Annotated in this window: 19 protein-coding genes; 6 read left to right on the top strand and 13 right to left on the bottom strand. The window is 71.4% G+C overall.

The features are described from left to right. Positions 1-55: 55 nt before the first annotated feature. On the bottom strand, positions 56-1,894 hold the full coding sequence (locus JJ691_RS45855; protein ID WP_211765655.1) for an acetolactate synthase large subunit: 1,839 nt from the start codon (positions 1,892-1,894) through the stop codon (positions 56-58). 362 nt (positions 1,895-2,256) lie between these two features. Here JJ691_RS45855 and JJ691_RS45850 point away from each other — a divergent pair, with 362 nt between their 5' ends. Continuing rightward, on the top strand, positions 2,257-2,670 hold the full coding sequence (locus JJ691_RS45850; protein WP_211765654.1) for a PH domain-containing protein: 414 nt from the start codon (positions 2,257-2,259) through the stop codon (positions 2,668-2,670). 69 nt (positions 2,671-2,739) lie between these two features. After that, a complete protein-coding gene (gene ilvD / locus JJ691_RS45845; RefSeq protein ID WP_211765653.1) occupies positions 2,740-4,584 on the top strand; it encodes a dihydroxy-acid dehydratase in 1,845 nt (614 codons plus the stop codon). A 90-nt stretch (positions 4,585-4,674) separates the two neighbouring features. Here ilvD and JJ691_RS45840 read toward each other — a convergent pair whose 3' ends face one another. Genes JJ691_RS45840 through JJ691_RS45830 form a run of 3 tightly spaced genes read right to left on the bottom strand, consistent with a single transcriptional unit; the run spans position 4,675 to position 6,287 of the window. Beyond that, positions 4,675-5,223, bottom strand: a complete 549-nt coding sequence (locus JJ691_RS45840) for a GNAT family N-acetyltransferase (RefSeq protein ID WP_211765652.1) — start codon at positions 5,221-5,223, stop codon at positions 4,675-4,677. A gap of 7 nt (positions 5,224-5,230) precedes the next feature. Next, on the bottom strand, positions 5,231-5,809 hold the full coding sequence (locus tag JJ691_RS45835) for a DoxX family protein (protein ID WP_211765651.1): 579 nt from the start codon (positions 5,807-5,809) through the stop codon (positions 5,231-5,233). A 52-nt stretch (positions 5,810-5,861) separates the two neighbouring features. Then, positions 5,862-6,287, bottom strand: coding sequence for a MarR family winged helix-turn-helix transcriptional regulator (locus tag JJ691_RS45830; protein WP_211765650.1), 426 nt, complete (start codon positions 6,285-6,287; stop codon positions 5,862-5,864). Between the two features lie 74 nt (positions 6,288-6,361). Here JJ691_RS45830 and JJ691_RS45825 point away from each other — a divergent pair, with 74 nt between their 5' ends. Then, positions 6,362-7,303: a quinone oxidoreductase family protein gene (locus JJ691_RS45825; RefSeq protein ID WP_249227456.1), complete on the top strand. Its 942-nt coding sequence runs from the start codon at positions 6,362-6,364 to the stop codon at positions 7,301-7,303. On the opposite strand, the gene JJ691_RS45820 is transcribed toward JJ691_RS45825, so the two are convergent. Next, a complete protein-coding gene (locus JJ691_RS45820) occupies positions 7,300-8,226 on the bottom strand; it encodes a 2-hydroxyacid dehydrogenase (protein ID WP_249227455.1) in 927 nt (308 codons plus the stop codon). The genes JJ691_RS45825 and JJ691_RS45820 overlap by 4 nt on opposite strands. 66 nt (positions 8,227-8,292) lie before the next feature. On the opposite strand from JJ691_RS45820, the gene JJ691_RS45815 reads away from it, so the two are divergent. Then, entirely contained in the window at positions 8,293-9,477 is a 1,185-nt protein-coding gene (locus JJ691_RS45815; RefSeq protein ID WP_211765648.1) for a PQQ-dependent sugar dehydrogenase, read from the top strand. Between the two features lie 244 nt (positions 9,478-9,721). Here the strand turns inward: JJ691_RS45815 and gatB are convergent, their stop codons facing one another. The 4 genes from gatB to gatC are packed head-to-tail and all read right to left on the bottom strand — an operon-like array spanning position 9,722 to position 13,234. Beyond that, positions 9,722-11,224, bottom strand: coding sequence for an Asp-tRNA(Asn)/Glu-tRNA(Gln) amidotransferase subunit GatB (gene gatB / locus JJ691_RS45810; protein WP_211765647.1), 1,503 nt, complete (start codon positions 11,222-11,224; stop codon positions 9,722-9,724). Next, a complete protein-coding gene (locus JJ691_RS45805) occupies positions 11,221-11,424 on the bottom strand; it encodes a hypothetical protein (protein ID WP_249227454.1) in 204 nt (67 codons plus the stop codon). Before JJ691_RS45805 ends, gatB begins: the two co-directional genes overlap by 4 nt. Beyond that, positions 11,421-12,938: an Asp-tRNA(Asn)/Glu-tRNA(Gln) amidotransferase subunit GatA gene (gene gatA, locus JJ691_RS45800; protein WP_211765646.1), complete on the bottom strand. Its 1,518-nt coding sequence runs from the start codon at positions 12,936-12,938 to the stop codon at positions 11,421-11,423. The genes JJ691_RS45805 and gatA overlap by 4 nt, the downstream gene beginning before the upstream one ends. Beyond that, positions 12,935-13,234 carry an Asp-tRNA(Asn)/Glu-tRNA(Gln) amidotransferase subunit GatC gene (gene gatC, locus JJ691_RS45795; RefSeq protein WP_211765645.1) on the bottom strand — a complete coding sequence of 100 codons (300 nt, stop codon included), beginning with the start codon at positions 13,232-13,234 and terminating at the stop codon, positions 12,935-12,937. The genes gatA and gatC overlap by 4 nt, the downstream gene beginning before the upstream one ends. Positions 13,235-13,450: 216 nt before the next feature. Between gatC and JJ691_RS45790 the strand changes: the two genes are divergently transcribed. Then, positions 13,451-14,104, top strand: a complete 654-nt coding sequence (locus JJ691_RS45790; protein ID WP_211765644.1) for an ACT domain-containing protein — start codon at positions 13,451-13,453, stop codon at positions 14,102-14,104. Positions 14,105-14,259: 155 nt separating this feature from the next. Here the strand turns inward: JJ691_RS45790 and JJ691_RS45785 are convergent, their stop codons facing one another. Continuing rightward, positions 14,260-14,967: a 3-keto-5-aminohexanoate cleavage protein gene (locus JJ691_RS45785; RefSeq protein WP_211765643.1), complete on the bottom strand. Its 708-nt coding sequence runs from the start codon at positions 14,965-14,967 to the stop codon at positions 14,260-14,262. 162 nt (positions 14,968-15,129) lie between these two features. Here JJ691_RS45785 and JJ691_RS45780 point away from each other — a divergent pair, with 162 nt between their 5' ends. Further along, positions 15,130-15,543, top strand: a complete 414-nt coding sequence (locus tag JJ691_RS45780; RefSeq protein WP_211765642.1) for a hypothetical protein — start codon at positions 15,130-15,132, stop codon at positions 15,541-15,543. Between the two features lie 72 nt (positions 15,544-15,615). On the opposite strand, the gene ligA is transcribed toward JJ691_RS45780, so the two are convergent. The 3 genes from ligA to JJ691_RS45765 all read right to left on the bottom strand — a co-directional run bounded on the left by ligA (position 15,616) and on the right by JJ691_RS45765 (position 19,726). Further along, positions 15,616-17,769, bottom strand: coding sequence for an NAD-dependent DNA ligase LigA (gene ligA / locus JJ691_RS45775; RefSeq protein WP_211765641.1), 2,154 nt, complete (start codon positions 17,767-17,769; stop codon positions 15,616-15,618). Between the two features lie 178 nt (positions 17,770-17,947). Further along, positions 17,948-18,694, bottom strand: coding sequence for a hypothetical protein (locus JJ691_RS45770; RefSeq protein ID WP_211765640.1), 747 nt, complete (start codon positions 18,692-18,694; stop codon positions 17,948-17,950). 114 nt (positions 18,695-18,808) lie between these two features. After that, positions 18,809-19,726 carry a serine hydrolase gene (locus JJ691_RS45765; RefSeq protein ID WP_211765639.1) on the bottom strand — a complete coding sequence of 306 codons (918 nt, stop codon included), beginning with the start codon at positions 19,724-19,726 and terminating at the stop codon, positions 18,809-18,811. Positions 19,727-19,890: the final 164 nt, after the last annotated feature.

The following is a 19,890-nucleotide window of genomic DNA, read 5'->3' as shown; positions in this document are numbered from 1 at the left end:
GGTGCGGCGCTGACGTTCGTCGCTGTGTTGAATGATTCGCTCGCAAGCTCGCTCATTAGACGTCCTCGTCGAACAGCGGGCGGATGCCGCGCGCGGCCATGATCTCGTCGTTGCCGGTGCCGGCGGCCACCATCGGCCACACCTGCGCGTCCTTGCCGACCACGAAGTCGATCACGACCGGGCGGTCGTTGATCTCCATCGCCTGCTGGATGGTGGCGTCCACGTCCTCCCGGCTCTCGCAACGCAGGCCGGCGCAGCCCAGCGCCTCGGCCAGCATCTTGAAGTCGGGGATGCGGTGCTTGTGGGTGCCCAGGTCGGTGTGCGAGTAGCGCTCGGCGTAGAACAGCGTCTGCCACTGCCGGACCATGCCCAGGTTGCCGTTGTTGATCACGGCGACCTTGATCGGCGCGCCCTCGATGGCGCAGGTGGCCAGCTCCTGGTTGGTCATCTGGAAGCAGCCGTCGCCGTCGATGGCCCAGACGACCTTGTCCGGCGCGCCGAACTTCGCGCCCATGGCCGCCGGCACCGCGAAGCCCATCGTGCCCAGACCGCCGGAGTTGATCCAGGTGGCCGGCTTCTCGTACTTGATGAACTGCGCGGCCCACATCTGGTGCTGCCCGACGCCGGCGGTGTAGATGGCGTCCGGGCCGGCGATCTGGCCGATCCGCTCGATCACGAACTGCGGCGACAGCGAGCCGTCGGACGGCCAGTCGTAGCCCAGCGGGTAGGTCTCCTGCCAGCCGCGGGTGTCGGTGACCCAGGACGTGAGGTCGGCGGTCGAGGTGTGCTCCCGCTCGGCCTTCACCGCGGCGATCAGGTCGCCGAGGATCTCCTTGCAGTCGCCCACGATCGGCACGTCCGCGCGGCGGTTCTTGGAGATCTCGGCCGGGTCGATGTCAGCGTGCACGACCTGGGCGTCCGGCGCGAACGAGCTGAGCTGGCCGGTGACCCGGTCGTCGAAGCGGGTGCCCAGGGCGATCAGCAGGTCGGCCTTCTGCATGGCGGCGACCGCGGCGACCGTGCCGTGCATGCCGGGCATGCCCAGGTGCTGCGGGTGCGAGTCGGGGAACGCGCCGCGGGCCATCAGCGTGGTCACGACGGGAATCCCGGTCAGCTCGGCCAGCTCGCGCAGCTCGGCGGTGGCCCCGGACTTGATGATGCCGCCGCCGACGTAGAGCACCGGCCGGTGCGCGGCGGTGATCAGCTTCGCCGCCTCGCGGACCTGCTTGCCGTGCGGGCGCGTGGTCGGGCGGTAGCCCGGCAGGCGCATCTCCGGCGGCCAGGAGAAGGAGGTGGTCTCCTGCAGCACGTCCTTGGGGATGTCGACCAGGACCGGGCCGGGTCGGCCGGTGCTGGCGATGTGGAACGCCTCGGCGATCGCCCGCGGGATCTCCGCCGGGTCGGTCACCAGGACGTTGTGCTTGGTGATCGGCATGGTGATGCCGCAGATGTCGGCTTCCTGGAACGCGTCGGTGCCGATCAGCGCCCGGCTCTGCTGGCCGGTGATGGCGACCACCGGAACCGAGTCCATGTAGGCGTCGGCCAGCGGGGTGACCAGGTTGGTCGCGCCCGGGCCGGAGGTGGCCATGCACACGCCGACCTTGCCGGTGGCCTGCGCGTAGCCGGTGGCCGCGTGGCCCGCACCCTGCTCGTGGCGGACCAGCACGTGACGCAGGGACGTGGAGTCGAGCAGCGCGTCGTAGGCCGGCATGATCGTGCCGCCGGGAATGCCGAACACGACCTCGCAACCGACGGCCTCGAGCGAGCGGACGAGCGAGGCGGAGCCGGTCACGCGGACCGGGGCGCCGCCGGGCGGCGCCGGTTTCGGGGGCGGGCCGGGGCGCGGGGGTGTCGCGCCGGGGACCGGGGCTTGTCGCGAGGGTGCGCTGGTCATCGGGGCTGCCTCGGGGTCGGTGGTCCTGCGGAAAGTAGGTGGTCCAACAAAAGCCACAAGCATGAAAAAACCCCCGGCCAACCACGGGAAAACGTGGTCGAACGAGGGTCGCGCGCCGACGCGGACTCGGTGGCCCTAGGCGTCGGCGCGCCTCGGAAGTACGAGGCCGGTGTTGCGCAGCATACTTCGGACGGTACTGCCGGTTCGGGCGCAGCGTCAACTCTGCGGGAAAACGCTCCCGGATGGTGGAACGAAAAACCCAGGTGCGAGGATCCTGCGCTGAGGGAGCTTGCGACCTCAGCCATCAAACCCTGCGAGGTCTCGGTCGGCGAGACCTGCCGAGCGTAGCGAGGGAGATCTCGTTGACCGAGTCCGCCAATCCCTCAGTCCAACGGGTGATATTCCGGGTGCCGACCATCGGGCTGCTCCCGGTGGGTCTGCTCGCCATCTGCGAGACGCCGGTGGTGACCACCGCCGGGCCGGCGTTCGCCGTGCTGTACCTGGTTCCGATCCTGCTCGCGGTGTGGATCGTGCGCACCAGGACGGTCGTGGACGGCGAGCAGTTGCGCACCCGCAGCCTGTTCGGTGCGCGCACCCTGTCGTGGGCCGAGGTCCGCTCGCTCAAGCTTCCCCGTCGCGGCTGGGTGAACGCGGTGCTGGCCGACGACGAGCTGGCCCCGCTGCCCGGCGTGCGCACCCGGCATCTGCCGATGCTGGCGGCGGTCTCGGGCGGGCGGCTGTCCGATCCGAACGCCGCCGCCGAGGACGCGGAGTAACCTGGTTCGCGAGCCGCGACCCGGTCCACGTCAACTTTTCCGCAAGGCCAATTCGTTTTTGGAGGAGCAGTGCCCCAGCTGCGCTCCCGCACCACGACCCACGGACGCAACGCCGCGGGCGCCCGCGCGCTCTGGCGGGCCACCGGCATGACCGACAGCGACTTCGGCAAGCCGATCGTGGCGATCGCCAACTCCTACACCCAGTTCGTGCCGGGCCATGTGCACCTGCGCGACCTCGGCGACATCGTGGCCGAGGGCGTGCGCGCGGCCGGCGGTGTGCCCCGGGAGTTCCACACCATCGCCGTCGACGACGGCATCGCGATGGGCCACGGCGGCATGCTCTACTCGCTGCCCTCCCGCGAGATCATCGCCGACTCGGTGGAGTACATGGTCAACGCACACCAGGCCGACGCGCTGGTGTGCATCTCCAACTGCGACAAGATCACCCCCGGCATGCTCAACGCCGCGCTGCGGCTGAACATCCCGGTGGTCTTCGTCTCCGGCGGCCCGATGGAGGCCGGCAAGGCGGTGGTGGTCGGCGGCGTGGCCCAGGCCCCGACCGACCTGATCACCGCCATCTCGGCGTCGGCCAACCAGGCCGTGGACGCCGACGGGCTGGCCGTCGTCGAGCGCTCGGCCTGCCCCACCTGCGGCTCGTGCTCGGGCATGTTCACCGCCAACTCGATGAACTGCCTCACCGAAGCGCTGGGCCTGTCGCTGCCCGGCAACGGCTCCACGCTGGCCACGCACGCGGCCCGGCGGTCGCTGTTCGAGAAGGCCGGCACCACGGTCGTCGAGCTGTGCAGGCGCTGGTACGAGCAGGACGACGAGTCAGCGCTGCCGCGCTCCATCGCCAACCGCAAGGCGTTCGAGAACGCGATGGCCCTGGACATGGCCATGGGCGGCTCCACCAACACCGTGCTGCACATCCTCGCCGCCGCCAACGAGGGCGAGATCGACTTCACGCTGGCCGACATCGACGCGATCGGCCGCCGCGTGCCCTGCCTGTCCAAGGTGGCGCCGAACTCCGACTACCACATGGAGGACGTGCACCGGGCCGGCGGCATTCCCGCGCTGCTGGGCGAACTCTGGCGGGGCGGACTGCTCAACGAGGACGTGCACACGGTGCACAGCCCCTCGCTGGCGCAGTGGCTGTCCACTTGGGACGTTCGCGCCGAGTCGCCGTCGGCCGAGGCCACCGAGCTGTTCCACGCCGCGCCAGGCGGAGTCCGCACCACGCAGGCGTTCTCGACCGACGCGCGGTGGTCCTCGCTGGACACCGACGCCGAGGGTGGCTGCATCCGCGACGTCGCGCACGCGTACACAAAGGACGGTGGCCTCGCGGTGCTGCGCGGCAACCTGTCCGTGGACGGCGCGGTGATCAAGTCCGCCGGCATCGAGGAAGAGCTGTGGCGCTTCCAGGGGCCGGCGCGGGTGGTGGAGAGCCAGGAGGAGGCCGTCTCGGTCATCCTCAACAAGGAGATCCAGCCCGGCGAGGTCATCGTGGTCCGCTACGAGGGCCCGGCCGGCGGCCCCGGCATGCAGGAGATGCTGCACCCCACCGCGTTCCTCAAGGGCTCGGGCCTCGGCAAGAAGTGCGCGCTGATCACCGACGGCCGGTTCTCCGGCGGCTCCTCGGGCATCTCCGTCGGGCACGTCTCGCCGGAGGCCGCCCACGGCGGCATGATCGGGCTGGTCGAGAACGGCGACCAGATCCTGATCGACGTGCACGAGCGCAAGCTGGAGCTGCTGGTCGACGAGGCGGTGTTGGCCGAGCGCCGGGCCAAGATGGAGTCCAGCGAGCGACCGTGGCAGCCGCGCGACCGCCAGCGCCCGGTGACCCTGGCCCTGCGCGCCTACGCCAAGCTCACCACCTCCGCCGCCACCGGCGCCGTCCGCGACCCCGGTCTCTGACGCCCCACCCCGCTCCGTAGTCGCCGCTTCGTTTGGAAGGGGGCATTCCTGGCGTTGAACGCCAGGAATGCCCCCTTCCCAGCATCGGAGTCACTTCCAGGGGCGGGGATCGGTCACCAGGAGTGACCAGATCTCGGAGTCGTGGCGGCGGCCGCCGAACAGGTAGGACTCGCGCAGCACACCGTCCAGGCTCATGCCCAGCCGCTTGGCCGTCGCCTTGCTGCGCTCGTTGGCCGGCATGGTGATCCACTCGATGCGGTGCATGCCGCGCACGTCGAAGGCCCAGTCGATCATCAGCTGGGCCGCCTTGGTGATCAGGCCGTGGCCCTGGGCGTGCGGGGCCAGCCAGACGCCGAGCTCGCAGTTGCCAGCGGCCACGTCGAACTGCGGGAACAGGATCGCCCCGACCAGCTCGCCGCGCAGCCGGATGCCCAGCAGCCGGCCGGCGCCGTTGGCCTGGCGCTCGGCGTAGCGCTGCAACAGCTGCCGCGCGCTCTCCGTGTCGGTCACCGTGTGGGCGAGCGGGATCCATGGCGCCAGGTGCTCGCGGTGCCGGTCGATGTGATCGGCGAACTCCTCGGCCTGCCAGGGTTCGAGCGAGGTCAGTTCGGCATCCGGGGCCAGCGGCAGCGACAGCATGGGTCAGTTATCTCAGCAGCAGCTGCAGCGCGGCAACCGCGATAACGGCCAGCGAGAACAGCGAGGTGCCGTAGCCGAGGGCGTGTCGGTACCAGGGCGTCGGGCGGTCCAGCGAGATCCGGCCGGGCCCGGCGAACAGCACCGCGAACGCCGCGCCGGACAGCGACGCGGCCAACTCGTAGGCCGACAGGCCGCCGTTCCACTGCAGGATGATCGTGTTGCCCACCACCACCAGCACGGCCGCCGCCGCGAGCGGCGTGAACAGGCCCAGGACCAGCAGCACCGCACCGCCCAGCTCGGCGTAGCCCAGCGCCGGGGCGAGGATGTCGGTGTACTTGAAACCGGCCTGCTGCAAGGACTTCGTGAAGTCGCCGAGGCCGTGGCCACCGAACAGGCCGAACACCCGCTGCGCCCCGTGCACGCCAACCAGGCCGCCGAGCATCAGCCGCAGGGCCAGCAGCCCCAAGTCCGCGCCGCCGTGCCAGGCCGCTACCGGCCGTGTCGGCTCTTGGTGGGCGACTGTGCTGTCGTAGCCGGTCTCTTCGTCGTCCTCGTAGTGGTGCAACCCCGTGTCGTAGGTGCTCATCGCCGGCAATGTAGGCAACCTTCGGCCGCCGGACGACCGCCGAACAGAGCAGCTAGACGTGCGCTATTTGCTGGAGCAGGGCGATCAAGCGCTCGCGGTCCGCTGCCGACACGTCGGCCAGCAGGTGGTCGTCGGCCTCGGCGATCAGCCGATCGAAGCCGTCCAGCGCGCGGCTGCCGGCCTCACTGATCGTGACGATGTTGCGCCGGCGGTCGGCGGGGTCCGGCTCGCGGGTCACGTAGCCGTCGCCCTGCAGGTCGTTGAGCACGGCGACCATGTCGCTGCGGTCCAGGCTCAGGCGGCGGCCGATGTCGGCCTGGGACTGCGCGCCGTACTCGGCCAGCGCGGCCAGCACCGCGTAATGCCACTTGCGGATGCCCGCCGCCGCCAGCCGCTCCTGGGCGTGCTGGTGACCTCGCTGCGCCGCGCGGCCGAGCAGCCAGACCACGGTGCCGCTGAGCCGGTGCGGATCGGACATGGCGTCACGGTACCCCGCACGCTATTGTTGGCCACGCCAACGTTGGCGCTACCAACAAAAAGGGGTGGATGATCGTGCGACTCGTTCGCTTGCACGCTTATGGCGGTCCCGAGGTGCTCCAGGTCGACGAGGTCCCGACGCCGGAGCCGGGGCCGGGCCAGGTGCTGGTGCGGCCCGAGGTGATCGCCGTGAACTTCGCCGACACCAAGATCCGGGCCGGTGCCGACGGAATCTTCACTCGGCCGCTGCCCTACAGCCCAACCGGCGAAGTGGTCGGCGCTGTCACCGCCGTCGGGCCCGGGGTGGAATCCTTCGCCGTCGGCGACCGGGTCGCGGCCCTTGTCGGCGAGGGCGCCTATGCGGACTTCGTGGCCGTGGACACCGCATGGGCGGCCTTGGTGCCACCGGGCATGGACGCCGCGTCGGCCACCGTGCTGCCCATGCTCGGGCCGGTCGCGTTGCGGGTGCTACGCATGGGCCGGCTCGCCGCCGGCGAGACCGTGCTGGTGCAGTCGGCCGCCGGCGGCGTCGGGCATCTCGCCGTCCAGCTGGCGAAAGTGTTGGGGGCCAAGGTGGTCGGCGTTGTCGGCTCCGCAACGAAGGCGGACTTCGTTCGCTCCCTCGGCGCCGACGAGGTCGTGACCACCGATGCCGAATGGCCCACCGGTGTCGACGTGGTCGTGGACGCCGTCGGCGGCTCGTCCCTGTTGCGCGGGCTGGATTCCCTCGCGCCGCTGGGCCGGGCCGTGATGTACGGGGCGGCCAGCGGTGAGATCCCGGACGTGCCGTCACGCAGCTTCTTCGGCCTGCGTTCCCTCACCGGCTTCGGTATGTTGGCCTGGCGGGAATCCCGGCCCGACGACGCCCGCGCCGACGTCGCCGAGGTGACGCGGCTGGTCGCCGACGGCCAACTCCGCGTCGCCCAGCACGCCACGTTCGCCTTGACTGACGCGGCCAAGGCCCACCAGGTCATGGACGAGCGCGCCAACCTCGGCCGGGTGCTGCTGGTCCCCTAGTACTCGCCGTGCACGAGATTGTGCGGCTGCTCGCCCCGGATGAAGCGGGCCACCTCGGCGGCGGCGATGCCGTAGGCCCGCTTCTCCCGGCCGGTGCAGCTGCCGGCCACGTGCGGGGTGAGCAGCAGGCCGTCCACGCTCCACAGTGGATGGCCGGGAGGGAGCGGCTCCGGGTCGGTGACGTCGAGCGCCGCCCGGAGCCGACCGCGCTGCAACTCGGCCACCAACGCGTCGGTGTCGACCACCGGACCGCGGGCGGCGTTGACCAGGATCGCGCCGTCGGCCATGCGGGACAGGAACTCGGCGTCGACCATCCCGGAAGTGTCGGACGTGAGTGGTACCACTAGGACGACCGCGTCGTGCGAGCCGAGCAGCCCGGGCAACTCGTCCTCCCCGCGCACCCCGTCCCGCGCGGTGCGGCCGACCAGCGTGGTCGTCACGTCGAACGGCTCCAGCCGCCGCACCAGCTGGGTGCCGAGATCGCCGGCGCCGACGATCAGCACCCGCTTGTCCTGCAGCGTGTCGGTGACCTGGAAGTCCCAGCGCCCGGCCCGCTGCGCGTCCAGGAAGAAGGGCAGGTGACGGTAGAAGGACAACAGCACACCGACGACCCACTCCGCGGTGCTGCCCCCATGGGCGCCCCGGCAGGTCGACAGCGCCACCCCGTCGGGCAGCCGGCCGAGCCACACCTCGGCCCCGGCGCTGAGCAGCTGCACCAGCCGCAGCTTGGGCAGCTTGTCGACCAGCGGGACGGCCCGCTTGCCGGCCAGGAACGGCGGGATCAGCACCTCGGCCGCGGCCGCCTCGGCCGGCAGCTCGCCCTCGACGTCGTAGCGGACCGGGCGGACGCCGGTCAGCTCGGACAGCGCCGCCAGCGCGTGCTCGTCGGGCACCAACACGGTGATCGGGTCGTGATCGGTCACGCCCTGACACTAGTCGCCGGCGACGCTCACCTGGGGTTCACGTGGGCGCGCTTACGCTCGGGCATCATGCGGAGTGCGAGCCGGGTAGTGGCCACATCGGTGGCGCTCGGCCTGCTGGTGGCCGGTTGCGCCAGCTTCCCCGACCAGTCCAACGGCGCCAACGTGCAGAACTGGCAGCCGCAGCCCCGGCTGACCGAGGCCCCGGGGCCGCAGCCCAGCGCGCCGGGCGGCTCGGACGCCGGCGGCGGGGGCGGCACGATCCCCGGCCCGAACGGCACACCGAAGTCGGTGCCGCCGCCGCAGGGCTGCACCGACTTCGACCAGAACGTGATCGGCACCTGCATGGCGCCGCTGGCCGCCGTGGCCGCGCTGCCGGGCGGGGCCACCGGCCTGGCCGCCGAGCGCAGCACCGGGCGGGTGCTGGCGGTGCAGCGCGGCTCCGACCCGAAGCCGGTGGCCACCATCGCCGTGGACGCGTCCACCGACGGCGGGCTGACCGGCCTGGCCCTGTCGCCGACGTACCAGCAGGACCAGCTGGTGTACGCCTATGTGACAACGGCCACCGACAACCGGGTCATGCGCTTCGCGGTCGGCGACACGCCCAAGCCGGTGCTCACCGGCATTCCCAAGGGGCCGGCCCACAACCGCGGCGTGCTGGCCGTCGACCACAGCGGCGCGCTGCTGGTCGCCACCGGCGACGCCGGCAATGCGGCCGCCGCCGCCGACCCGAACTCGCTGGCCGGCAAGGTGCTGCGCATCGACGGGCTCGGCAAGCCGGCCGCCGGCAACCCCAACCCCAACTCGGCCGTGGTCGCCGGCGGGCTGCAGGACCCCGGCGGCATGTGCACCGCCGCCGACGGCAGCTCGGCCTGGGTCACCGACCAGACCGACATCGCCGACCAGCTGTACCGGATCACCCCCGGCCAGCCCCAGCTGGGCAGCCCGGCCTGGTCGTGGCCGGACAAGCCCGGCGTGGCCGGCTGCGCCGCGTTCACCGACGAGATCAGCGTCTCCACCGTGCGCAAGCCCGGCCTGCAGGTGCTGGCGCTGGCCAAGACCGGCGGCTTCAACGGCAAGCCCAGCACCATCATGGACGGCCAGGACGGCTACGGCCTGATCGGCTCGATGGACGTCATCGACCAGAACACGCTGCTGGTCGGCACCGTGAACAAGGACGGCGGCAAGCCGGTGTCCAGTGACGACCGGGCGATCATCATCCCCAAGCCCAACGGCGGCCAGCCCAAGGATTAGCAGTAACATGGCGCCGCCTTCGGCGTCGCGGCTCGGCCCCCGGGTAGCCGATGCCTCGCCCTTGCCGAATTTCGCCCGCCGCATCCGGCTCGGGTGGCGGGGCGCGTCGGGTGGCGGCGGGCGAAATCCGCCAACCGTGCGAAGCACCGGCGGGGCCTCGTACTCTCCTGTGTTGGCGGTCATCGCTAGGCAGCGAAAGGGGGCCTCCCGGCGATCTGGGAGGCCCCCTTCCTGGCACCAGCCGTCAGCTACAGCGCTCGATGATGAGCTCGCGGACCCGCTTGGCGTCGGCCTGGCCCTTGGTGGCCTTCATGACCGCGCCGACGATGGCGCCGGCGGCGGCGACCTTGCCGCTGCGGATCTTCTCGGCCACGTCGGGCTGGGCGGCCAGGGCCTCGTCGACGGCGGCGGTCAGGGCCGAGTCGTCGGAGACGACCTTGAGGCCCCGCTGCTCCACGACCTGGTCCGGCTCGCCCTCGCCGGCGAGCACACCGTCGACGACGGCGCGGGCCAGCTTGTTGGTGAGGCTGCCGTCCGCGACCAGCGCCGACACCCGGGCCACCTGGGCCGGGGTGATGGGCAGCTCGGCCAACTCCTTGTTCAGGACCTTGGCCTGCTGCGACAGGTAGGACACCCACCACGACCGGGCGTCGTCCGGCTTGGCGCCGGCGTCGACGGTGGCCGCGACCAGGTCCAGCGCGTCGGCGTTGACCAGGTCCCGCAGCTCCAGGTCGGTCAGGCCCCACTCCTGCTGGATGGTCTTGCGCCGCACCCACGGCGGCTCGGGGAGGCTGGCCCGCAGCTCCTCCACCCACTCCCGGGACGGCGCGATCGGCACCAGGTCGGGCTCGGGGAAGTAGCGGTAGTCCTCGGCGGTCTCCTTGACGCGGCCGGCCCTCGTGGTCGCGGTGGACTCGTCGAAGTGCCGGGTCTCCTGACGGATCGTGCCGCCGCCGGCCAGCACCGCCGCGTGCCGGGTCATCTCGTAGCGCACGGCCCGCTCGACCGAGCGCAGCGAGTTGACGTTCTTGGTCTCGGTGCGGGTGCCGAACTCGGTGGTCCCCTTGGGCATCAGCGACACGTTGGCGTCGCAGCGCAGGGAGCCCTGGTCCATCCGCACGTCGGAGACGTCGAGGCCGCGCAGCAGGTCCCGCAGCGCGGCGACGTAGGCCCGGGCCACCTCGGGGGCGCGCTCACCGGTGCCGACCAGCGGCTTGGTGACGATCTCGATCAGCGGCACGCCGGCCCGGTTGTAGTCCAGCAGCGAGTAGTCGGCGCCGTGGATGCGGCCGGTGGCCCCGCCCACGTGCAGCGACTTGCCGGTGTCCTCCTCCATGTGCGCCCGCTCGATGTCCACCCGGAAGGTGCTGCCGTCGTCCAGCTCGACGTCGAGGTAGCCGTTGAAGGCGATCGGCTCGTCGTACTGCGAGGTCTGGAAGTTCTTCGGCATGTCCGGGTAGAAGTAGTTCTTCCGGGCGAACCGGCACCACTCGGCGATCTCGCAGTTCAGCGCCAGGCCGATGCGCATCGCCGACTCGATGGCCTTGCCGTTGACCGCCGGCAGCGCGCCGGGCATGCCCAGGCACACCGGGCACACGTGGGTGTTGGGCTCGCCGCCGAACACATTGGCGCAGCCGCAGAACATCTTGGTGTTGGTGTTGAGCTCGACGTGCACCTCGAGCCCGAGCACGGGGTCGTAGCGCTCGAGGACCTCGTCGTAGTCCATCACCTCGGCAATGGCGGTCACTCTTCGCCGTCCTTTCGTGCCCCACGGATCGCCAGCGCCCCACCGGTGACCGCGACCAGCACGCTGGCGATCGCGTTGACCAGGGACAGCTTGTCGCCCTTCTGCAGCGCCTTGCGGGCCTGCGCGCCGGCCGCGACCACGCCGATCGCCGAGCCGATGACCGAGATGGCCAGGCGGGCCTTGTTCATCGAGCTGTTCATCGCTGGATCGCCTCCAGTTCGGGCACGCGGTTGATCAGCGGGCCGCCCTGGGCGGCGTCGCGGGCGACCTCGTACGCGGCGGCCACCCGGTACATCCGCTCGTCGGCCAGCGCGGGCGCCATCACCTGGAGGCCGACCGGCAGGCCGGTGTCCGCGGCCAGGCCGCACGGCACGCTCATCGCGGCGTTGCCGGCCATGTTGGACGGGATGGTGCACAGGTCGTTCAGGTACATCGCCAGCGGGTCGTCGATCCGCTCGCCGATCTTGAACGCCGTCGTCGGCGTCGTCGGCGCGACCAGCACGTCCACCTGCTCGAACGCGGCTGCGAAGTCACGCGAGATGAGCGTGCGGACCTTCTGGGCCGAGCCGTAGTAGGCGTCGTAGTAGCCGGCCGACAGCGCGTACGTGCCGAGGATGATGCGCCGCTTCACCTCGGGGCCGAAGCCGGCCTCGCGGGTCAGTGACATGACCTGCTCGGCCGACAGCTCCCCGTCGCCGGAGACGCGCAGGCCGTAGCGCATGGCGTCGAAGCGGGCCAGGTTGGACGAGGCCTCGCTCGGCGCGATCAGGTAGTAGGCGCCCAGGGCGTACTTGAAGTGCGGGCAGGACACCTCGACGACCTCGGCGCCCAGCTCGCGCAGCTGCTGCACGGCGGCGTCGAAGGAGTCGATCACGCCCTGCTGGTAGCCCTCGCCGCGGAACTCCCGGACCACGCCGACCTTGACGCCCGTCAGGTCGCCGGTCGCGCCCTGGCGGGCGGCCTCGACGACCGGGCGCACCGGCGCGTTGATGGAGGTGGAGTCCATCGGGTCGTAGCCGGCGATCACCTCGTGCAGCAGCGCGGCGTCCAGCACCGTGCGGGCGCAGGGACCGGCCTGGTCCAGCGACGAGGAGAAGGCCACCAGGCCGTAGCGGGACACCGTGCCGTAGGTCGGCTTGGCGCCGACGGTGCCGGTGACCGCGCCGGGCTGGCGGATCGAGCCGCCGGTGTCGGTGCCGATGGCCAGCGGCGCCTCGAACGCGGCCAGCGAGGCCGACGAGCCGCCGCCCGAGCCGCCGGGGATGCGCTCCAGGTCCCACGGGTTGTGGGTCGGGCCGTAGGCCGAGTTCTCGGTGGAGGAGCCCATCGCGAACTCGTCCATGTTGGTCTTGCCGAGGATCACCACGCCGGCGGCGCGCAGCCGCGCCGTGACGGTGGCGTCGTAGGGCGGCAGCCAGTTCTCCAGGATCTTGGAGCCGACCGTGGTGGGCTCGTCGACCGTGGTCAGCACGTCCTTGAGGGCCAGCGGCACGCCGGCCAGCGGCGAGGCCACCTCGCCGACGGCGATCTGCTCGTCGACCTGGGCCGCGGCGGCCAGCGCGCCCTCGGTGTTGACGTGCAGGAAGGCGTGCACCGCGCCGTCGACCTCGGCGATCCGGTCCAGGTGGGCCTGCGCCACCTCGACCGCCGAGACCTCACGCTTGTGGATCTTGTCCGCCAGATCGGCGGCGGACAGCCTGATCAGGTCGCTCATTGCTCCTCCCCCAGGATGCGGGGCACGCGGAAGCGGCCCTCCTCGGCGGCCGGCGCGCCGGACAGCGCCTGCTGCTGGGTCAGGCACGGGCGGACGACGTCCTCACGGAAGACGTTGGTCAGCGGCACGGCATGCGAGGTCGGCGGCACGTCCTGCTGGGAAACCTCGCCGACCTGGGCCACCGCGTTCAGGATGGTGTCGAGCTGGCCGGCGAACAGGTCCAGCTCGTCGTCTGTCACGGCCAACCTGGCCAGCCGGGCGAGGTGCGCCACCTCGTCTCGGGAGATGCTGGGCATGCGGAGGTGCTCCTCCAAGCGTGAGCGGGGCTAACGAGCATGACCAATCGAGTCTAGGACGCGTGTGCGCGCAGCTCCGAACGGGTATCACGGGCGGTGCGATTTCCCGGCACTCGGACGACGATCCTCATCCGCGCCGCCGGTCTGCGACAATCGGCGGCCGGGTGCGGGCGGCGAGGTCCCGCGCATCGAGCCAAGACATGGAGGCGTTCCGCGGTGTCCTTCCTGATCCGGGTCCAGCTCCCGGACCGACCCGGCACGCTGGGCGCGGTGGCGTCCGCGCTCGGCGAGATCGGGGCTGACATCCTCAGCGTGGACGTGGTGGAGCGCTCCCCCGGCCTGGCCATCGACGACCTGGTCGTGGAGCTGCCCTCCGGCCGGCTGCCGGACGCGCTGATCACCGCCGCCGAGTCCATCGAGGGCGTCGAGGTCGACGCCGTCCGCCCGTACGCCGGCGTGCTCAACACCCACCGCGAGCTGGAGCTGGTCGAGGAGATCGCCGCCCAGCCCGACCAGGGGCTGGCGATCTTCGCCGAGGGCGTGCCGCGCATCGTGCGGGCCGGCTGGGCCCTGGTCATCACCCACGACGGCGACGGCGTGCACCGGATCGCCGCCAGCACCGCCGCGCCCGAGACCCGGATGGTCTCGGTGCCGTGGATGCCGCTGCCCCGGGCCACCATCCTCGACGGCGAGGAGGACTGGGTGCCCGAGACCTGGCAGGAGCTGGGCACCGAGCTGGCCGCCACGCCCTTGGGCAAGCCCGAGCGGGTGCTGCTGGTGGGCCGGCCCGGCGGTCCCATGTTCCGGGCGGCCGAGCTGGCCCGCCTGGCCCACCTGGCCGGCATCGTCTCGGTGGTCCTGCCGGACTGACCGGTTGTCGTCCCGGGCCGCGACGTGCTCGCCGCGATCAACTCCGCCGACGAGCTCGCCGTGATCCACCCCGACGGCACCCCACCATCGCCCTGACCGCGGTCTGTCCAACCCCGACTTCCGCGGCCGTGCGCGGGAAGTCCCGAACTCGCCGATCACCCGGTTCTGAGCATCGCTCGCACCGTCGCGACCAGGTCGGCGTTGCCGAGGGCCGAGGTTCCGTCGGGTCGGCACAGGGTGTCCTCCAGGCCGATCCGGGTGGACAGCCCGAGCCGCACGGCCTCACCGAGCACGGGCCACGCGTCGTTGTCCTGGCCGTGCAACAGGATCGGCAGCTCGGTCCAGGAAAGGGCCGCCAGCAAGGAGTCCGGCCGGTCGCCGGGCTGGACTTCGGCCAGGACCCGGACGGCGCCGGGTGGGATTCCGTTGGCGCGCAAGGTCTGTGCCGCCGGCACGTGGAAGACGCCGAGCTCGATCCCGATGCCGGCGGCGTGCAGGGCGGCGCAGACCTCCCGCCATCCGTCCTCGTGCACGTTCACGGAAGCGGTGTCGGGCCGGCCGGCGGCGAGGCCCGCCCAGCCGGCGACGAGTTCGGCGCGGCGCACCGGATCGGGCTGGATCCACGCCCCTGTGGTCACGCCGATCTCCACGCCGGGCACGGCGGCCCGGATCACCGAGACGGCGGTGGCCACCTCGGGTCCGGCCAGCACCTCCAGCCCGGCCGCATCACGCGGATGCACGTGCAGCGCGGTCACGCCGAACTCGGCCACCGCGGCGGCGTCGGCGGCCAACTCCTGGGGCGTGACCGGCAGCGCGGGATGCGCTTCCCGCGGCCGATCCCCGTTCAGACAGGCTTGCAGCATTCCTCGACCGTGCCCTGACTGGGCCGCAACGGCAACGGGACCAATTCATTCGATCGAGCTAAGACCACGCGGTTGGGGGACAACGGCTTGGACTGACCGCGACTCCTCCAGTACGTTCCGGAGCGGCCAGGGCATGGGCTCGGCCCGAAGCGAGGAGACGTGATGCGCGGCCATCACCGGGTGCACCCCGAGGCAGCACTCGCCGTGTCAGCCGGCATCACCGGCATCACCTTCGCGGCGGTGGTCGCGGTGATGGCGGTCCAGCACGCCAGCGACCAGGCGACCGACGTGCGCAACGCCGGCCAGACGCCGGCGCCCACGCCGACCACCACCACGACGACGCCCACCCAGCAGCCGCCGACCACAATCATCGTGCAGCAGCCCGCGCCGCAGACGAAGGTCCTGGTGGTGACCAAGGAGGTGCCGGCCCCGCCGGTCGCCACCACCACGCCGCCGAAGTCCACGCCGCAGCCGCGGGATTTGCTTCCCTCGACCACGACGCGTGACCCCTACGGCCAGCTGATGACCGAGTGGCCGTCCATGGCCGGCAACGTCTTCGACCTGTTCGTCCGCTGACGGTTTCAGCGGACGAACAGGTTTCCCGCGTCCGCCAAGACCTCCCGCGTCGACCGAGATTCCCTCAGCCGCCTAGGCTTCCTCCCCCGCTCCGGCTTCTCCCTCCGCCGAGGCTTCCTCTTCCGCCCCGATGGTGGCCACCTCGGTCGCCGCGTCCGGCCCCTGAGCCAGCAGCACCCGAAAGCCGTCCTCGTCCAGCACCGGCACCTTGAGCTGGACGGCCTTGTCGTGCTTGGTTCCCGGGCTCTCGCCGACCACCACGAACGAGGTCTTCTTCGACACCGAGCCGACGGCCTTGCCGCCGCGCACGATGATCGCCTCCTTGGCCTCGTCCCGCGAGAAGTTCGGCAGCGTGCCGGTGACGACGATGGACAGGCCCTCCAGCACACGCGGCGTCGAGGAGTCCTGTTCCTCCTCCATACGCACGCCCGCGGCGCGCCACTTCTCGATGATGTCGCGGCGCCACTCCCACTCGTGCCATTCCAGCACGGCCGCCGCGATGGTCGGGCCGACACCGTCGGCCGCGGCCAGTTCCTCCTCGCTGGCCGCGAAGATCCGGTCCACGGAGCCGAACGTGACCGCGAGCGCCCGGGCCGCGGACGGGCCGACGTGGCGGATGGACAGCGACACCAGCACCCGCCACAGGTCCCGGTCCTTGGCCGCGTCCAGGTTGGCCAGCAGCCGCTCGCCGTTGGCCGACAGCTTGTAGCCCAGCTCGGACTTCTTGTCCTGGGCCCGGAACAGCTCGGTCCGCAGCAGCTGCTCCTCATCGAGGTCGAACACGTCGCCCTCGTCCTCGATGACGCCGGCCTCCAGCAGCGCGGTCGCTGCCTCGTAGCCGAGCACCTCGATGTCCAGCGCCTTGCGGCTGGCCAGGTAGAACAGCCGCTCCCGTAGCTGGGCCGGGCAGGCCTGCTGGTTGGGGCAGCGGATGTCGGCGTCGCCCTCCTTCTCGTAGCGCAGCGTCGTGCCGCACTCCGGGCAGTCCGTCGGCATCACGAACTCGTAGGCGTCGTCCGGACGGACGTCGATCACCGGCCCGAGCACCTCGGGGATGACGTCGCCGGCCTTGCGGATGACGATCGTGTCGCCGATCCACACGCCCTTGCGCTTGACCTCGGACGCGTTGTGCAGCGTCGCCCGCGCCACCGTGGAACCGGCCACCAGCACCGGCTCGGTCACCGCGTACGGCGTGACCCGGCCGGTGCGGCCCACGCCGACCTGGATGTCCAGCAGCTTGGTGGTGGCCTCCTCCGGCGCGTACTTGTAGGCGATCGCCCAGCGCGGGGCCCGGGACGTGGAGCCGAGACGACGTTGCAGCGCCACCTCGTCCACCTTGACCACGATGCCGTCGATCTCGTGCACGGCGTCGTGCCGGTGCTCGCCCCAGTACGCGATGTGCGCCTCGACCTCGCCGATGCCCTTGACCAGCTTGGTGTGCGGCGACACCGGCAGGCCCCATGCCGCCAGCGCCCGGTAGGCGTCGGACTGGCGCTGCGGCTCGAAGCCCTCGCGCTTGCCCAGGCCGTGGCAGATGAAGCGCAGCGGTCGGCTCGCGGTGATCTTCGGGTCCTTCTGGCGCAGCGAGCCGGCCGCCGAGTTGCGCGGGTTGGCGAACGGCGGCTTGCCCGCCTCGACTAGGCCAGCGTTGAGCTCCTCGAAGTCCTCCACCCGGAAGAACACCTCGCCGCGCACCTCGACCAGCTTCGGCGTCGGGAACTCGGCCGTGCCGGTCAGCCGCTCCGGGATGTCCTTGATCGTGCGGACGTTGAGCGTCACGTCCTCGCCGGTGCGGCCGTCGCCGCGGGTCAGCGCCCGCACCAGCCGGCCGTCCTCATAGAGCAGGTTCAGCGCGAGGCCGTCGATCTTGAGCTCGCACAGGAAGTGCGAGTCCTCGCCGATCTCCTTGTGCACCCGGTCGGCCCAGGCCCGCAGGTCCTCGTAGTTGAAGACGTTGTCCAGGCTGAGCAGCCGCTCCAGGTGGTCCACCGCGGTGAAGTCGGTGGAGAAGGCGCCGCCCACCCGCTGCGTCGGCGAGTCCGGCGTGACCAGGCTCGGATGCTTGTCCTCGATGCCCTGCAGCTCCCGCAGCAGCACGTCGAACTCGCCGTCGGCGATCGTCGGCGAGTCCAGGACGTAGTAGCGGAACTGGTGTCCGCGGATCTGCTCGGCGAGCTCGCCGTAGTGCGCGCGAACCTCGTCGGGAACGTCTTCGGTGCTGGTCACGGGCCTAGATTAGCGCCGACCCCTGACAGTTCCGACGCACCGCGGGCCGCGCCGGAGGAGGTCGCCCAGTGGGGTGGCGGCCGGTCGAACCCCGCCCCTCGAAGAGGCCTGTCCCCGTCGCTTCACCGGCCGCGAGACTCGCTTCGCCGCAACGCCGACCTCACCCAGCGACCGCCGGTCAGGCCTCGCCGCTCGGGGTGGTGTGCTCCATGGGATTGCCGTCGGCGTCCTGGCCGGCCAGCCCGCGCACGATGGTCCGCAGCTCCAGCAGCGTGATGCCGTGCTCGGGGGCGATCTCGGCGGCCTCCACCCGGCGCAGCCGCTCTGCGGCGAGCCGCTCGCCGAGGGTGGCGTCCAAGGGCAGGAAGGTCATCGCGGTGCGGGCCTCGTCGGTCAGCGAGGCCAACTGCGGATGGTGCACGGCCACGTCGACCACGCCCGCGTCCCGGTCGACCTGGGCCACCACCCGCACGTCGGCCAGCCGCAGCCGGTGCTCGCCGATGTTGACGGTGACCTCGGTCGGGTCCGGCACCGGCGGCACCGAGTCGTGGTACTCCCAGATCATGTCCTCCGACGGCGCGGCCCGCTGCCACGCGTCGGTGTAGGGCCGCAGGTCGGGGCGCTCCTGGCCGGTGACGACCAGGGCGTAGACGGCACGCTGGCCGCGTTCCACCGAGAAGTGCAGATCGGGGTGGATCGCCGCGACCTCCTCGCACAGCAGACGCTCGATCCGTTTCGGCTCGCTGTCGCCGAGCGCGGAGTTGATCTGGGGCAGCAGCTCGTGCCAACGCTCCCAGAACCGCTCGGCCCGGGCCCGCGGGTTCTCGGTGGCCGGCTCCAGCCACTCCGCCACCTGCTCGGAGTCTGGCTCGACGGGCGCGGTGTCGTGCTCGGCGTGACGGCGCCGCCACGGGAACCACTTCATCCCGTCATTGTCCGCCCCGGCGGCCCGTTGTCTGCCCTGCTGGGGCCGTTCGGACCAGTGAATGCGGCCATCCGCGACCCGATCGCGCCGATACGTGAACTACATTCACATTGCTCACCGGCCGGCAACTGCCGCAACGGCAGCCTTGCAGACGGCGGAGGCCTGGTCGATGCCGGTCTGCTCGTCCGGCTGCGAGCTGGACAGGAACGCCACCACGTAGGTGTGGCCGCCGTGGCTGACCTGGCCAATGCTGTTGATCGCCCACAGGTCGTTGTCGGAGTCGACGGGCAGCCAGCCGTTCTTCAGCGCCGGCGTGGTGCCGGCGTCGGCCGCCGCCGACACGCCCCACACCTGGTCCGGCTCGATCTGATGCATCAAGTTCGCGGCATACGCGCGAGCCGAGGCCCTCAGCAGCGACTTCGACGAGGTGAGCACGTTCATCAAGGTCAACTGGTCGGCCACCGTCGTGGTGGTCAGACCCCAGTAGTCGTCCGCGCCCGGCACGGTGTTGCGCAGGCCGAACGCGGTGTTGGCGGTGGCCATGCCGGCGGCGCTGCCCACGTCGTCCCACAGCGTGGTGGCCGCGTCGTTGTCGCTGGCCTCGATCATCTTGGTGGCGGCGGCGTCCTCGTCGTCGGTGAGTGGCGTGCCCTGCTGCTGCGCCTGGTACAGCAGCACGGCGAGGATGTCGGCCTTGACGATGCTGGCCGTGTCGTACGTCTCGGCGGCGTTGAAGCCGGCGGTCACGCCGGTGTCCTGGTTGAGCACGGCGACGGAGAAGTCGCCGGTCTTGTTGGCGCTCAGCGGGCCCATCGCCGTGGCCAGCGCCTGGGTGGGGTCGGCCGCGGGCACCGAGGTGGCGTCGACGGAGGTGGTCGGCTTGGGCGTCGTCGTGCTGGTCAGCGTGTTCGTGGCCGCGGCCGAGCGGGCCTGGGGCTGCGCGTCGCCGGACACCGTGGACGCGGCGACGTCACCGTCCACGCCGACGACAACGGCAGCCAGCCCGGCGCCGGCAACCACGGCCGCGAGCATCACAAGCACTCGGTGGCGCGTCCACGCCGGCCCGGAATTTCGACCCATGCGGCAAGCCTCGGGTATCCACCTGCGGAGAAGCTGAAGAGGAGACCGTGAAGACCTTAAGAGTTGCCTGTCCGGATTGCCAGGGTGCGATCGGGCCGACAGGTGAACCAATTCAT

The sequence above is a fragment of the Kutzneria sp. CA-103260 genome (assembly GCF_018263855.1).
Lineage (GTDB): Bacteria > Actinomycetota > Actinomycetes > Mycobacteriales > Pseudonocardiaceae > Kutzneria.
This window is presented reverse-complemented; position numbering and strand designations above follow the sequence as displayed.

Bases quoted from the DNA above. Each gene is read 5' to 3' on its own strand.
- JJ691_RS45855 (WP_211765655.1), bottom strand. From the start codon at position 1,894: ATGACCAGCGCACCCTCGCGACAAGCCCCGGTCCCCGGCGCGACACCC.
- JJ691_RS45840 (WP_211765652.1), bottom strand. From the start codon at position 5,223: ATGCTGTCGCTGCCGCTGGCCCCGGATGCCGAACTGACCTCGCTCGAA.
- JJ691_RS45835 (WP_211765651.1), bottom strand. From the start codon at position 5,809: ATGAGCACCTACGACACGGGGTTGCACCACTACGAGGACGACGAAGAG.
- JJ691_RS45830 (WP_211765650.1), bottom strand. From the start codon at position 6,287: ATGTCCGATCCGCACCGGCTCAGCGGCACCGTGGTCTGGCTGCTCGGC.
- JJ691_RS45815 (WP_211765648.1), top strand. From the start codon at position 8,293: ATGCGGAGTGCGAGCCGGGTAGTGGCCACATCGGTGGCGCTCGGCCTG.
- JJ691_RS45805 (WP_249227454.1), bottom strand. From the start codon at position 11,424: ATGAACAGCTCGATGAACAAGGCCCGCCTGGCCATCTCGGTCATCGGC.
- gatA (WP_211765646.1), bottom strand. From the start codon at position 12,938: ATGAGCGACCTGATCAGGCTGTCCGCCGCCGATCTGGCGGACAAGATC.
- gatC (WP_211765645.1), bottom strand. From the start codon at position 13,234: ATGCCCAGCATCTCCCGAGACGAGGTGGCGCACCTCGCCCGGCTGGCC.
- JJ691_RS45785 (WP_211765643.1), bottom strand. From the start codon at position 14,967: ATGCTGCAAGCCTGTCTGAACGGGGATCGGCCGCGGGAAGCGCATCCC.
- JJ691_RS45780 (WP_211765642.1), top strand. From the start codon at position 15,130: ATGCGCGGCCATCACCGGGTGCACCCCGAGGCAGCACTCGCCGTGTCA.
- JJ691_RS45770 (WP_211765640.1), bottom strand. From the start codon at position 18,694: ATGAAGTGGTTCCCGTGGCGGCGCCGTCACGCCGAGCACGACACCGCG.
- JJ691_RS45765 (WP_211765639.1), bottom strand. From the start codon at position 19,726: ATGCTCGCGGCCGTGGTTGCCGGCGCCGGGCTGGCTGCCGTTGTCGTC.